General features: G+C 48.8%; 13 protein-coding genes. 3 read left to right on the top strand and 10 right to left on the bottom strand.

Annotated elements, in window-relative coordinates:
- Window positions 1–20: 20 nt before the first annotated feature.
- The gene (locus tag NR121_RS05905; RefSeq protein ID WP_074728510.1) at window positions 21–2,417 is read right to left on the bottom strand and encodes a 3-hydroxyacyl-CoA dehydrogenase/enoyl-CoA hydratase family protein; all 2,397 of its coding nucleotides are present in this window, start codon (window positions 2,415–2,417) and stop codon (window positions 21–23) included.
- A gap of 198 nt (window positions 2,418–2,615) precedes the next feature.
- Here NR121_RS05905 and NR121_RS05900 point away from each other — a divergent pair, with 198 nt between their 5' ends.
- The 3 genes from NR121_RS05900 to NR121_RS05890 are packed head-to-tail and all read left to right on the top strand — an operon-like array spanning window position 2,616 to window position 5,012.
- Window positions 2,616–3,203: a fatty acid metabolism transcriptional regulator FadR gene (locus NR121_RS05900; protein ID WP_074728513.1), complete on the top strand. Its 588-nt coding sequence runs from the start codon at window positions 2,616–2,618 to the stop codon at window positions 3,201–3,203.
- A 38-nt stretch (window positions 3,204–3,241) separates the two neighbouring features.
- Complete coding sequence (locus NR121_RS05895; protein WP_054817553.1) at window positions 3,242–4,009, top strand: electron transfer flavoprotein subunit beta/FixA family protein; 768 nt, start codon at window positions 3,242–3,244, stop codon at window positions 4,007–4,009.
- 25 nt (window positions 4,010–4,034) lie between these two features.
- Window positions 4,035–5,012, top strand: coding sequence for an electron transfer flavoprotein subunit alpha/FixB family protein (locus NR121_RS05890; RefSeq protein ID WP_054817552.1), 978 nt, complete (start codon window positions 4,035–4,037; stop codon window positions 5,010–5,012).
- Between the two features lie 51 nt (window positions 5,013–5,063).
- On the opposite strand, the gene NR121_RS05885 is transcribed toward NR121_RS05890, so the two are convergent.
- The 9 genes from NR121_RS05885 to NR121_RS05845 all read right to left on the bottom strand — a co-directional run bounded on the left by NR121_RS05885 (window position 5,064) and on the right by NR121_RS05845 (window position 13,271).
- Window positions 5,064–6,338, bottom strand: a complete 1,275-nt coding sequence (locus NR121_RS05885; protein ID WP_074728517.1) for a TRAP transporter large permease — start codon at window positions 6,336–6,338, stop codon at window positions 5,064–5,066.
- Window positions 6,335–6,871: a TRAP transporter small permease gene (locus NR121_RS05880; RefSeq protein ID WP_074728519.1), complete on the bottom strand. Its 537-nt coding sequence runs from the start codon at window positions 6,869–6,871 to the stop codon at window positions 6,335–6,337. Before NR121_RS05880 ends, NR121_RS05885 begins: the two co-directional genes overlap by 4 nt.
- 11 nt (window positions 6,872–6,882) lie before the next feature.
- On the bottom strand, window positions 6,883–7,932 hold the full coding sequence (locus NR121_RS05875) for a TRAP transporter substrate-binding protein (protein WP_256830896.1): 1,050 nt from the start codon (window positions 7,930–7,932) through the stop codon (window positions 6,883–6,885).
- Between the two features lie 355 nt (window positions 7,933–8,287).
- Window positions 8,288–8,638 carry a cupin domain-containing protein gene (locus tag NR121_RS05870; RefSeq protein ID WP_054817548.1) on the bottom strand — a complete coding sequence of 117 codons (351 nt, stop codon included), beginning with the start codon at window positions 8,636–8,638 and terminating at the stop codon, window positions 8,288–8,290.
- A gap of 2 nt (window positions 8,639–8,640) precedes the next feature.
- The gene (locus tag NR121_RS05865) at window positions 8,641–9,315 is read right to left on the bottom strand and encodes a DUF2848 family protein (protein ID WP_054817547.1); all 675 of its coding nucleotides are present in this window, start codon (window positions 9,313–9,315) and stop codon (window positions 8,641–8,643) included.
- 28 nt (window positions 9,316–9,343) lie between these two features.
- A complete protein-coding gene (locus NR121_RS05860) occupies window positions 9,344–10,114 on the bottom strand; it encodes a carbon-nitrogen family hydrolase (RefSeq protein WP_054817546.1) in 771 nt (256 codons plus the stop codon).
- A gap of 34 nt (window positions 10,115–10,148) precedes the next feature.
- Window positions 10,149–11,624, bottom strand: a complete 1,476-nt coding sequence (locus NR121_RS05855; protein ID WP_054817545.1) for a 4-hydroxyphenylacetate 3-hydroxylase family protein — start codon at window positions 11,622–11,624, stop codon at window positions 10,149–10,151.
- A gap of 78 nt (window positions 11,625–11,702) precedes the next feature.
- Window positions 11,703–12,155 (bottom strand): PNPOx family protein, encoded by a 453-nt coding sequence (locus NR121_RS05850; protein WP_062409754.1) that lies wholly within the window; start codon window positions 12,153–12,155, stop codon window positions 11,703–11,705.
- A 456-nt stretch (window positions 12,156–12,611) separates the two neighbouring features.
- Window positions 12,612–13,271 (bottom strand): GntR family transcriptional regulator, encoded by a 660-nt coding sequence (locus NR121_RS05845; protein WP_054817543.1) that lies wholly within the window; start codon window positions 13,269–13,271, stop codon window positions 12,612–12,614.
- Window positions 13,272–13,363: the final 92 nt, after the last annotated feature.

Genomic DNA, 13,363 nt, shown 5'->3' with positions numbered 1-13,363 from the left:
TTCACCTCTCTTCGATTCGCTTAGTTGCGCAACGGCTTGCCTTTGGAAAGCATATGCTGCATACGCTGCTGCGTTTTCGGTTCGCCGCAAAGGCTGAGGAACGCTTCGCGCTCCAGATCCAGCATGTATTGTTCGGTCACCATGGTTCCCGCAGGAACGTCCCCGCCGGCAAGCACATGAGCCAGCTTGCCGGCAATAAGCAGATCGTGGTCGCTGATATACCCGCTTTGCCGCATGGTATATGCTCCGAGCTGCATAACCGCCTTTCCGTCTGCGCCGACCACCCGGATTTTTTCTTTCGGCGGCAGTACATACCCCTCATGCACGAGCCGAAGTGCCGATTGCTTGGCTTCATGGATCAAGCGCTCCTGATTTGCGACGATCCTGTCTGAGGCACGAAGGTAACCGATTTTCCGGGCATCGTGGGCGCTTGTCGACACCTTGGCCGTGCCGATATTCATGAACAGCTCGTTGATGTGCGGCTGCAAATCCGCCTCCGGATTTGGATTCGCCCGGCTTAGCCGCAGCGCCAGCTCCTTGCAGCCCCCTCCCGCGGGAATCAATCCAACCCCTGTTTCCACCAGACCGTAATAGGTCTCCGCGTATGCGCACACCTCGTCAGCCGGCAGACAAGCCTCGACGCCGCCTCCCAAGGTCATGTGGTGAGGAGCGGCAACAACGGGTTTTTCAAAACCTTTGAGCTGCATCATCGTATTCTGGAAAATTCGGATAATGCTGTCGATCTCCTCCCACTCTTCGTTCTGCGCTTCCATCAGCAGCAGCATAATATTGGCGCCGACGCAGAAATTGCGGCCTTGGTTTGCGATGATCAGCGCGTCGTAATTTTGGCGCACCTCTTCCACACTTTGCTGAATCATAAACAGAATATCGGCGCCGATCGCGTTGTTGGGCGAATGGAATTCCAGGCACGCCACGCCGTCGCCCACATCAATCAAGCTGGCGCCGCTGTTGGCGCGGATGATCTTGTTCTGCTCCTTCAAGCTGCGCAGCGAAATGTTCTCGGCAGGCTGATCGGCCGCTTTATATTCCCCTTTGTATACGTAAAATGATTTCCCGTTGGCATGCTGATAGAACGATTCCTTCCCGGATGCAATCCATTCCTTGACCCATACCGGTATGCGCTCCCCCTCCTTCTCCATTCGTTCGACGGATTTTACGAGCCCGATCGCATCCCACGTTTCAAACGGCCCCAGCTCCCAATGAAAGCCCCATTTCATCGCCTTGTCGATATCCGCAATCGAATCGGCGATTTCCCCGACTTTGTCCGCCGAATAAAGCAGCGTTTTCTTCAAAATGTCCCAGGCAAGCCCGGAATAGCGATCCTTGGCGCCGAGCAGCGCCTTCGTCTTTTCCTTGGCTCCTTTGGCCGTTTTGGCCGCCTCAAGCGAGGGGGATGCCGGCTTCCTGCTCTTGCCGTAAGCCATCGCGCCCAAATCAAGGGACAAAATTTCACTGCCCTGCTCTCCCTTGACCTTCTTATAAAAGCCCTGACCGGCCTTCTCGCCGATCCACCCGAAAGACACCATGTCCTTTAGCACCTGCGGCACTTGAAAAGCCTGTTTTTCCGGACCGCCGTCCAATTTTTCATAGACATTATTCGCTACATGCACAAAGGTGTCCAATCCCACAAGATCCAGCGTCCGAAAGGTGGCGCTTTTCGGCCGGCCCATGGCCGGGCCTGTGACGGCGTCTACTTCGTCAACGGTATAGCCTTTGTCGATCATCGTTTGCAGCGTGACCAATAAACCGTAGGTTCCGATTCGATTGGCGATAAAATTCGGCGTATCTTTGGCTACCACCACGCCTTTGCCAAGTCTTTTCCCGCAAAATTCCGTCAATCGGGCCACAATATCCGGATCGGTCGTTTCACCCGGAATGATTTCCAGCAGCTTCATATAGCGCGGAGGATTGAAGAAGTGCGTGCCGAGAACGTGCCGTTTAAACGCTTCGCTCCGGCCTGCTGTCATCCCGTCGATGGAAATGCCCGACGTATTGGAACTCACAATGATCCCCGGCTTCCAATGATTTTCGATTTTGGCCAGCAGCTCCCGCTTTATATGCAGGTTTTCCACGACCGCTTCGATGACCCAATCGACGTCCCGAATTTTACCGAGATCGTCCTCCAGGTTCCCCGGCGTAATCCGGCTGAGGAAGGCGTCGTCATACAGCGGCGACGGTTTGAGTCTGGTCAGTCCGGAAAGCGCGTTTGCCGCCAGGCGGTTGCGGACGGCCGGATGCTCCAGCGTCCATCCTTTGGCTTCTTCATCCGGCGTCAATGCTGCCGGAACGATGTCCAGCAGCAGGCTGGGAATGCCCGCATTGGCGAGATGGGCGGCAATGCCCGCTCCCATGACGCCTGAGCCGATCACGGCAGCTCTATTGATGTTTGTTGCCATGCGCCTCTTACCTCCTGTACCTGTTATTGTTCTTGGACTTTGGCATGACCGAATACCGCTCTGTAACCCCTTACATCTATTGTTATTCCATTTATACAAGAACCATTGACAACGGTTAGCGGATTTCATAAGATGGAATCAGAAAATGAATGAGTATTCATTCATAATGTATTTCAATCTTATCACCGGGGTGCGAAGATGACAAGTAAAAAAATAAACAATAAATTCCATTTGATCCTGGACGCTGCTGTCAAAATCTTCGCCGAAAACGGCTATCATGGATCGCAAGTGTCGAAAATTGCCCGCGAAGCCGGCGTCGCTGACGGAACCATTTATTTATATTTCAAAAACAAGGAGGATATTCTCGTGTCGCTTTTTCGGGAACGGCTGGGCGAGTTGGTGGGCAAGTTCAAGGAAAGCGTCGAAGCGTCGTCCACGGCCGATGAAGCGCTCCGCAAAATATGCGAAATTCATTACACCGAGCTGGAGCAAAACACGGACCTCGCTTACGTTACCCAAATTGAATTGCGGCAAAGTTCATTGGAGCTGCGCAAAGCCATAGGTCAAGCAGTCAAACCATATATTCAATTAATAGAAGCCGTACTGGTCAAAGGCATGGAAGAAGGAACCTTCCGCCAAGGGCTGGATGTCAAATTAACGCGGCTGCTGATCTTCGGAGCCATGGATGAAGCCGTCACCTCCTGGCTGATCTCAGGACGCAAATATTCGCTGAGCAAGCAGATCGAACCGACCGTCGAGTTTTTCCTTAAGGCCCTTAAGCCTTGACCTTCTTCTGCCATTTACCTTGGAAAGGGGAAATCCGGATGAATGTGTATGTGATGCTGAAGCAGACGTTTGATACGGAGGAAAAGATCGTCATTGCCAATGGAAAGATCTCGGAAGAAGGCGTCAAATTCGTCATGAATCCTTACGACGAATATGCTGTGGAAGAGGCAATCCGCATAAAGGAGCGGTTCGGGGGACGCATTGTTGTCGTTTCCGTCGGGCCCCAACGCGCTTCCGAGGCGCTGAGGACCGCGCTTGCCATGGGCGCGGACGAAGCCGTCCTGATTTCGGACGACCGCATTTCCCAGGACGAATATGTGGTATCGGAAGTTCTCGCCGCATATTTCGCGGATAAGACGTATGATGTGATTCTCGGCGGCCATTTTTCCATCGATAACGGCGCAGGTCAGGTGGCCGTGCGTTTGGCGGAGCTGCTGCATCTTCCTCACGTATCCTCCGTTATCAAGCTGGAGCTTTCCGCCGGAACCGCCAAAGCAGAGCGCGATGCCGAAGGCAATGTGGAGCTGCTGGAGGTATCTCTTCCGGCCCTGTTCACCGCCCAGCAGGGGCTCAACGAACCACGATACCCGTCCCTGCCCGGCATCATGAAGGCAAAGAGGAAGCCGTTTCAACAGCTGACGCTTGATGATCTGTCCGTAACACCAGAGGCTCTTATACCCAAAACGTCGTTAATCGGGCTGTTTCTTCCTCCGGCAAGACAGGCCGGACAAATATTGCAGGGCGAAATGCCTGAACAGGCAGCCAGGCTTGTCGAACTGCTTCGCACGCAATCCAAGGTCATTTAGACGGCCTGTGAAGGAGGAAATATTCATGAGCAGAACGTATGCGATCATTGCCGAACATCGTGACGGAAAGCTACGTCAGGTCACTCTGGAAGCACTTCAAGCAGCGCAAATCGCGTTACCGGAAGGGGGCCGTATTACGGCCATTATCATGGGAAGCCAAGTGGATTCTCTGGCCGATGAGCTCGCCGCCTATCCCTTTGCAGACATTCATCTGATCGAGCATGACAGCCTTCGGCATTACCATCCGGAGGCTTATCTTGCTGCGCTTGCCGGCGTTCTTGATACGATTCGTCCGGACGCCGTGTTCATAGGACATACGGCTGTCGGGCGCGACCTTGCCCCTGCCATCGCTGCGAAGCTGAAAGCCGGCCAGCTGTCGGATGTCATTGCGGCCGAGTCGTCCGGCGAAGGGATCCTATTCACCCGGCCCGTATATGCAGGGAAAGCCTTTGAGAAAAAAAGGTTTACCGATTTCCCATGGGCTGTCACCATAAGGCCTAACAATTTTCCCGCAGTCCCGACAGCCGGCGGAGCGAAAGCCCCCATCGTGAAAACCGCTTACTCCCCTCCCCCGACCCTTCGATCCGTGGTGAAAGACGTTGTCCTCAAGACGTCAGGCAAGGTAGATCTGACAGAGGCGAAAATTGTCGTATCCGGCGGCCGCGGGGTCAAGAGCGCGGATGGCTTCAAGCCTCTCGAAGAGCTGGCGGAGGTATTAAATGGGGCCGTCGGCGCATCGCGTGGCGCATGCGACGCCGGATATTGCGATTACGCCTTGCAAATCGGCCAAACCGGCAAAGTCGTGACGCCGGAAATTTACATCGCCTGCGGCATCAGCGGCGCCATCCAGCATCTGGCCGGCATGAGCCAATCGCGCATCATCATCGCCATCAATAAGGATCCGGAAGCCCCTATTTTTAAAATGGCCGATTACGGCATTATCGGAGATTTGTTCGAGGTTGTTCCCCTGCTCACCCGGGAATTCAGGAAAGTACTGGAATAACGAACACAAAGCCCGTCAGGCGTTTAGCCGGCGGGCTTCTCGTTTCGGACATTAAGGACCCAGCAGTTTTTGAAGTCCTAAAGTCGTCCAAGGGATATAGGTGATAATCATAAGAATAAGACATGAAATAATTAAGAACGGAATTAAGCTTCGCGTAAGCCTCTCGACTGAAACGTTCGCAACCGCTGAGGTCACAAACAGGATGGATCCGACCGGAGGGCTGATCAGCCCTAAAGTTAAGTTAATGACCATGATCACACCCAGGTGGATAGGATCAACCCCATAATGAACGGCTATAGGTAAAAGAATTGGAGTTAACAGGATCAAAGCCGGCACTCCCTCCAGAACGGTACCTATGAGCAGCAGCAGCAGATTGACCAATAACAAAAAGACGAACTGGTTATCCGCTACGGCCAGGAAAGCATCGGTAATCAGCTGGGGAATTTGATTGAAATTCAAGACCCAACCGAAAATATCGGACATCGCCAATAAAAAGGTGACAGTCGAGGTGGTGATAATGGTTCGCACCAGAATGCCCGGCAAATGCTTCCATTTCAACTCCTTATAAACAAAACCACCGACCAGAAATGCAACCAGAACCGCAACCGCCGCCGATTCCGTTGCTGTAAAGATCCCCGTAGTAATCCCAACCATAATGAGCACCGGAATGCTCAAGGCAGGCAGCACATAAACGGTACCTTTCAGCACCTGGGACCAACTGGATCGATCGGATCTCGGAAAATTTCGTTTTTTGGCAATCGTGTAAATATATAATCCAAAGCCCAGACCAAAAATAATACCGGGCAGAATCCCTGCCAAAAACAAGCTGCCGATCGATACGCCCGCCGTTACTCCGTATATAATGAACGGCATGCTGGGGGGAATGAGCGGAGCTACAACCGATGCGGATGCGGTAAGCGCACTGCTGAAATCCCGGCTGTACCCTTCCTTTTCCATTACCGGAACCACCGTTTTGCTCATCACCGCCGTTTGTGCGGTGGATGATCCGATAATCGTGGCGAGAAACATGTTGGCTACGACATTAACATAAGCAAGCCCACCGCGAAAATGTCCGAATATGACTTTGGCAAATTCAAGCAAACGGTTGGTAATCCCGCCTTGATTCATAAATTCGCCTAATAGAATAAACATCGGGATCGCTACAAGGCCGAAATTTTGCAATCCGTTAAACAGCTTGGACGGCATAGACTGTAAAATAGTGAGATTGCCCGTCGTTAACACGTAGATCAGTGTCGTAAGACCCAGCACGATCGCAATCGGCACCCCAATAAACATTAATGCAAAAAAACCGATCGCTGTAGTCATTTAGCATCCCCCCTTGCCCTAAAAATATATGCCGACACTAATTTGTTGATATGATCGATAGTAAATACAATAATGCACAGCATAGATATAGGGACGACGGAATACAAAATCCACAAATTGATGGGAATCGTGGCTGAAAGTTGATTGACCACACTGGGACTCTTAACCCACAGGATAGAGTAGTAGCCAATCACCGCTGCAAACAGTAAGGTGCATAAATGAATAAAGATGTCCGTAATCAGCCTGAACTTGGGGGAAAGACGGTCAATGAGGAAGGTGACCGCCGCCATATCGGCACGTTTAACCCCTAAGCTCGCGCCTAAAAAAGTAATCCAACAAAATAGGTACAATGATAACTCATCGGCCCAGAAAATCGGATGGTTTAACACATATCGAAACATAACCGCAACGATCATGTTAAACGTTAATACGACTCCTATGGCTACACTGACCCAAATCAGTAACCTGTCAATGATGTTAGCTATAGTAGAGATGATATTTGGTTTGGGTTGAATTTGTTGGATTTCTTCCATAGAACAGATACCTACTCTTTCGAAATCTCTTTAGCTTTTTCTAGGAACTTGCCGATTTCCGGAGCCTTTGCAATCCACTTATCCTGAACCGCCTTGATGTATGGTTCAAATTCCGCTTTGTTGGTTAATTGATGCGTAGTCAGTCCAAATTTTGTGCTGGCGTTTGCGAGCAAATCTGCCTCATTCTTTTCCACATATTCAACATTGTATTTCATGGCTACATCAACCGCATTTTCTATCAGCTTTTTATCTTCATCGGACAATCCGTTCCATCTGTCTTTGTTGATCAGAATGCCGCCTGCCCAATACATATGTTTGCTCGGCGTCATGTTCTTGGCAATCTCCGTCAATTTCTCGGAAATGACCGACTCCGTATCGATATCCACACCACCGATTACGCCGGTTTGCAGTGCCGTATACACTTCGGTTAGCGGCATTGGGGTCGGGCTGACTTTGAGCGAAGTCAAGAAGTCAAGAATGGTTGGGCTCGGGGTCGTTCTCAGCTTAAAGTTCTCCAGATCCTTAATTCCTGTCACCGGCTTCGTAGCCAAGAAGTATCGGAAACCGGAGCTTGCATAGCCTAAGCCTTTGACATTGTCATTCGTTAATGTATCAAATAAGGCCATGGATTCCGGGCTTGTCCACAATTCGTAAGCTTGCTTGTGGTCATTCACCAGGAAAGGCATTAACCATGCGCCAAAGGCAGGGGAAGAACTGCTCAATTGAGCTGTGGTGATGATCGCCATATCCAGAGATCCGGTATTTAACTGCTGCATCATATCGGTTTCGTTACCCAATTGCCCTCCCGGGAACAATTGAACGGTAATCCGGCCGTTGGTTTTGGCCTTAAGCTCTTCACCTATTTTCCATGCCGTTTGGGCGAGTCCGCTGTTCTCCTTCGTAATGTTGGCGAATTTCAATACCAGCTTTTGTTGATTCTTCCCGTCATCACCGCTGCTTGTCCCCCCGGCGCTCTCGCCTCCGCCACCGCATGCGGCAAGCAAGGACGCAATCATGATCCCGATTGCCGCGGTTTTAAACACTTTTTTTGTTTTTCTCATTCTGTAAGCCTCCTAACTTAATGTGCACACATGATACAAGAGTAAAAATAGTTCTATATACAGGGCTGGTTTAACCAGTCTGAATAGAATCCAAATCGCAGCTACCCTTCATGAAAAGGGTGTAAAAGCCAGGGTGTAAAAGCCCATGAGCGGAGGCAACCTGCAGCCATTAGCGGCACTCATCGGGCTTCGTTCCCTTTGTCACGTTGCAATCGCAAATCTTTGCCAGGCACGTCCGTACTTCAATCCGTCATTTTCACAATAAGACCTGCTATATACCTATATCGGCATTCCTGCTGCCTTTTTTTCTATCATTTTGACCATTTTTTGCAAATGGTTTTATCACGCATGAATTTTATTGGCCTTTGGAATAATAACGTACCTCAAACGTCTTACAGCCATTTGGAGATATCCAAGGGCCGTGCTTCATACCCGGAGGTCGGCAAGCTACCATTCCCGCTGTAAATTCCTGATTGAGCGTCAGGTCAATCAAGGAGCCTTCGATCACGTAAAGCTCTTCCCAAAAATCATGAATTTGCACACCGTTCGGAGTGGTGTCCGTGCCCGGTTCGAAGATAAGAATCCGTGTAGCCACTCCCGTTTCCGGGTCCTTCGCAATCACTCGTTCACTTAGACCCTTTACGTTGGTAAAAGGCTTTTGTTCAAATTTCGTATAATGGGTAAATTCCAGTTCCGGTTTTGCCATTGTTAATCCACCTCTGAGTCCTTTAAAATTTTGGTTTCATAATTTATGGTAAGTTTTCTATTGTTTATCTTATCATGAAGTTCCGCCTTGAAAATACCTCCAAAGTAAAATTTTTCAGTTTTCAAGGGAAGCGTTCCGCAATACAGTGCAATACCAGGGCTGTCATACCCGCGCTGCTTTACCAATTCAAGCAAATCCATCGGATTCAAAAAGGCGCTAAGCGTACCTGATTGATACAGCACTTCTTCTCCGTCAACTTGAACCCAGCTGTTCAGCTCAATCTCGTCCCAGTGTTCGGAAATCGACTCAAACGTCCACAATTGCTTGGAAATGATTTTGGCGCACACCTGTTTTGACTTCTGAATCGATACGGCCTCAAGCACACGATCGGTATGGTCACTGCCCAAACCGATATACCAGGTGCCGTCGATATCCAGCAGTACGACCTCCGCCTCGCCGCTGCTGTCATTGCCGACAACGCTGATCACGTCAGTATTGCTTAATAATTCCGGCGCCAGGTCGTACATCATCGGAACCTGCCGGGGAGCCGGTATCCCCAATTCTTTTAATTCTTCAATATGGTGTTTGACCGCTTCCTGGTCTTTATTGGTATATCCCGCTATAACCAATCTTTGCGGTACAAAATTTAATATTTTTCTCTCGTGCTGAAATTCCATGTCTGTATCTATCCTCCCGGGTTTATCATTATAAAACGCGATGTTTTAGAGAAGGGAAGACTTCACGAATTTGGTCCACTTGCTCAGGATGGATTTCAGTTTTCACAATCGTTTCGTGTTCCCCGCCGGATGCGACAACCGTTCCCCATGGATCCACAACTCGGCTGTGGCCCCCCATGAAGACGTTTCTTGTCGTTCCGACGCAATTGCAAGAGATGAGGAAACATTGATTCTCCAATGCTCTGGCTGAATTAAACAGCTGCCAATGCGCCAAGCGGGAATGCGGCCATGCCGATGTAACGAGCAGCAGCTTGGCGCCTGCGTCCACCTGCTTACGGTATAATTCAGGAAAGCGCAGATCATAGCAGGTGGTGAGTCCGACGCGTCCGAATTCGGTATCGTAGACTCCAATGTCTTCTCCCCGCGTCAACAATTCGCCTTCCAATGAACCATAGCGGAACAAATGGATTTTGCGGTACGTACCCACGATGGCTCCCGTCCGGTCAAATAACACGCTCGTGTTATAATACTTATCCCCGTCTTTCTCCACAAAGCTTCCGGCAAACAAGTACGCGTTCATTTCTTTGGCTTTTGCGGAAAACCGCTTTACGAACGGGCCGTCCATAGGTTCGGCTTCCGCCTTGTAGCGGTCAAACGAGAAATACCCGGTAGCCCAAATCTCAGGCAGCACGATCAAATCGCTGCCCTTGGCCTGATCCAGCAGACCATCCGCCCGTTCGATTCTTTGTTCTTTCGTTTCGCTGTCCTTGATTTCTAATTGAATGGATGCTACTTTCATGCCCTCAGTTCCTTTCTGTTAAGCAGATCCGGAATTATCCTACCTCGATTTCTTTTTCCGTTTTTGCCGTTTCATTCCCAGGCAGCCCGTAGCTTGCCAGGAAGCGGTCAACGATAGCAACCGGCTCTCCGTATCCGTAATTGCGGAACGAGTACCCTTTAACCACAAACGGAGCTCCGTTGTAGAACATTTCGTACTGCTGGTGGCGTCCGCCGAACTCAGATCCGATAATGTCCCAGGCCAATTTGAACAGTTTTACTTTTTCCTCCCCTTTGGCCCCTGTGGAGGAACGGATATATTTTCTCATGTCGTCTTTCGTTTCAGGGTTTATCATTTCCTTATAGGAGGAAGGCACCTGCAGTACGCCGCCGCCTACCAATTCTCTCAAGATGCGGATAACAGACGAATAAATGGTATCCTGCATCCCTACGACGCCATACAGATAACGCGCATTCGGGCGGGCTACGCCGTTCTTATCGATGCTGCACTGATATTCCGAGGCCATCAGCATGCCTTCCACCATGGCCGCTTGCGACGCCAGCTCCCCAAGCCGCTCCTGAACCTGCGGGAATTTATCAGTACCGTTCATTTCCGTTACTTTCCTTGCCACGCCGATCACGAACTTCAGCTTGGCGGACAAGCGGGTTTGCGCCTGGTTGTTGCCCAGGACGTGAGCAGGCGTTCCGTGGAACTGCGCGCGGGTTGCTTCGATGTCTTTGTACACGAATACGTGCTCCCAAGGGATAAACACATCCTCAAATACAACAAGCGAATCGCTCTCATCATACTGCGTCGACAACGGATAATCGAAAGTGCTCGGCTTGTCGGCTGCGAAGCTGGGACGGGCATAAAGCTTCAGTCCCGGTGCATCCATCGGCACGACGAACGAAATCGCATAATCCTCGTCTCCTGGACGCAGCGGTGTAATGCAGCTGCAGAACAAATAGTTGCTGACGGCCGAGCTTGTGCCGAGCATTTGCGAGCCGCGCACGACAATACCGTCTTCTCTTTCCTCGTATACACCTACCGGCAGGAACTTCTCTTCCTGTTCGTTGGCTGCTTTGCTGCGGTCAATTTGCGGTGGAATGATGACGTAAGTGACGAACAGATCGTTGTCCCTTGCATATTTGTAAAAATCAATCACATACTTGGCACGGTCGCCGAATACCTCGGGATGGCTCGCGAACCCTGCCAGGAAACTGGCCACATGATCCGGGCTGCGTCCGGCAAAACCGCAGGTGGCTTCCGCCCATTTATACATTGCCTCACGGCGTGCAGCCAAATCCTCTCTGCTTCTTGGAATCATAAACATCTTGTTGGCAACCGTACCGTCTTCCGTTGTGTACGTCATGCCGTTAGCCGGATCAGCGGACATATCGTACATCTTGGAGAAGGTGTTCACGATTCCTGCGAATGCCGGGTGGGTCGTCACATCTTTTACACGCTCTCCCCCGATATAAATGGTTCTGTTATCCTTCAGAGATTCTACATATTGTTTGCCGTTTCTCATGCTTTTGATCTTCCTTTCCGAAGGTAAATATATATTTTTGAATTGTACACTGTGTGATGTATACACTGATAACGATAATTAAGCGTTATAGATGGCCTCTTTGACCTCAGTATCGAGTTTTTTGACCAGGTCAGCATTATATGTTTTAACAAATTCAAGCTTCGTAGTGATTTTCCCGCCGTAGAAAATAATATCTCTGATTCCTTCTACCTGTACTTCAATCAAGGCAAGCTTCAAGGTCAGCCCTTCGGTTTTGGCTACTTTGACAGAAGCTTTTCCCGTTAAGGAGAATACGGACTCTTGAGCAGTAAAATTCAAAAGCACCGCAGGATCTTGTTCAATGATTTTGATGAAATCGGACTTAGCGTCGATCGCAAAACGAATCGTTGTTGCGTTTACGGCATACACCCAAGACAAAGCCGTCGAATAAATAGCCCCGCTTTCCTTCTCAACCACATTAAGCAGCACGATGTTGTTTCCCTGCAGCGCATCCACCATTTCGGGAGTCAATTCCGTTAAAACTTTTGACATGGCATTCCTCTCCTTTTTGGAATATCAGATCTATAGGCATTTTATAAATCAACAGTGTAATAAAACAGCGGGCTTTGGAGCAAAATAGGAAAGGATTTCGTCCACTGTATGATGTATACACAAAAATTTTGTCGTTTTTAATCTTAACTTAGTGACTTATGTTATGGGATAAATAGTAATATAGTTCGATTTTGTTGTCAATATTTTTTTCGCTTGAATGTTACGTTATATAACATGTACTCGTTTTTTTGGATTTTTGTCGAATAACGTCAAATATTTTCCCATATTGACGACGCTTACAAAATAGAATATTAAAATTTTTCCATTTTTACTATTTTAATAAAATACAGAATTTTCAAGCTCACTAAAGCGTTAGTTGAACTGAGAAATTCTGTATCAGGTTTGAAGAGACTCCGACAGAAAAAAGCTTTCAGCGGATCTCCAGTTTTTCTTAATCTACTTTTTCCAGGATTCCTTGGTCTTACTCAAATGATGGATCATGGCTTTAGCTGCCAAATCCGAATTTTTCTTTTCCATACAAAGGATAATATATTCGTGTTCCGATAAAACCTCCCTCATCCGATTTCTTTTTTTAATCGCTCTCAGACCAATCAATTGAGATAAATTGTGCAAGTTCAATAATACCTGCTCAATCAAGTGGTAATCTGCAAATCGGGTTAAAGTGATATGGAAGGTTTGATCCAGGCTGATAAATGAAATTTCATCATCCTTCTCCATGGCTTCCTGCTGATTTTGATAAATTTGTCTTAGCTGCTCCAATTGCTCAGGTGTGATCGTTTCGGTTAATTTCTTAATGACCTCACCCTCAATGGTGGTTCTAAGCAAAAAGATTTGTTCGGCTTCGCTTTCCGTTACGTTCCGCACAGCCATCCCTTTTCTGGGAATCGTAACAATTAAGCCTTCTTTTAATAAATCTTGAAGCGCTTCCCGAACCGGAGTGCGAGAAGTATTCAGCAGTTCGGCCAGCTTCACCTCCGTGAATATTTCTTCTGAAGAAATATACCCATTTAAAATGACATCCTTAATTTCGTTATATGCTCTCTCTTTGGTTGTAATTTGTTTATCGATGGGTTTCAGATTAAAACTAGGCATCATTAACCACACTTTCTTTTCTTTGTGTATACATTGTACATTATACAGTGCACGTCTTATGTTAGTCAATCGTTTTCAAAAGCCGCCTTAAAATC

The organism is Paenibacillus sp. Pae15 (assembly GCF_024519685.1).
GTDB lineage: Bacteria > Bacillota > Bacilli > Paenibacillales > NBRC-103111 > Paenibacillus_G > Paenibacillus_G naphthalenovorans.
This window is presented reverse-complemented; position numbering and strand designations above follow the sequence as displayed.

Coding starts and splice junctions, on each gene's coding strand:
- NR121_RS05900 (WP_074728513.1), top strand. CDS start 2,616: ATGACAAGTAAAAAAATAAACAATAAATTCCATTTGATCCTGGACGCT.
- NR121_RS05860 (WP_054817546.1), bottom strand. CDS start 10,114: ATGAAAGTAGCATCCATTCAATTAGAAATCAAGGACAGCGAAACGAAA.
- NR121_RS05855 (WP_054817545.1), bottom strand. CDS start 11,624: ATGAGAAACGGCAAACAATATGTAGAATCTCTGAAGGATAACAGAACC.
- NR121_RS05875 (WP_256830896.1), bottom strand. CDS start 7,932: ATGAGAAAAACAAAAAAAGTGTTTAAAACCGCGGCAATCGGGATCATG.
- NR121_RS05880 (WP_074728519.1), bottom strand. CDS start 6,871: ATGGAAGAAATCCAACAAATTCAACCCAAACCAAATATCATCTCTACT.
- NR121_RS05845 (WP_054817543.1), bottom strand. CDS start 13,271: ATGATGCCTAGTTTTAATCTGAAACCCATCGATAAACAAATTACAACC.
- NR121_RS05895 (WP_054817553.1), top strand. CDS start 3,242: ATGAATGTGTATGTGATGCTGAAGCAGACGTTTGATACGGAGGAAAAG.
- NR121_RS05885 (WP_074728517.1), bottom strand. CDS start 6,338: ATGACTACAGCGATCGGTTTTTTTGCATTAATGTTTATTGGGGTGCCG.
- NR121_RS05850 (WP_062409754.1), bottom strand. CDS start 12,155: ATGTCAAAAGTTTTAACGGAATTGACTCCCGAAATGGTGGATGCGCTG.
- NR121_RS05865 (WP_054817547.1), bottom strand. CDS start 9,315: ATGGAATTTCAGCACGAGAGAAAAATATTAAATTTTGTACCGCAAAGA.
- NR121_RS05890 (WP_054817552.1), top strand. CDS start 4,035: ATGAGCAGAACGTATGCGATCATTGCCGAACATCGTGACGGAAAGCTA.
- NR121_RS05905 (WP_074728510.1), bottom strand. CDS start 2,417: ATGGCAACAAACATCAATAGAGCTGCCGTGATCGGCTCAGGCGTCATG.
- NR121_RS05870 (WP_054817548.1), bottom strand. CDS start 8,638: ATGGCAAAACCGGAACTGGAATTTACCCATTATACGAAATTTGAACAA.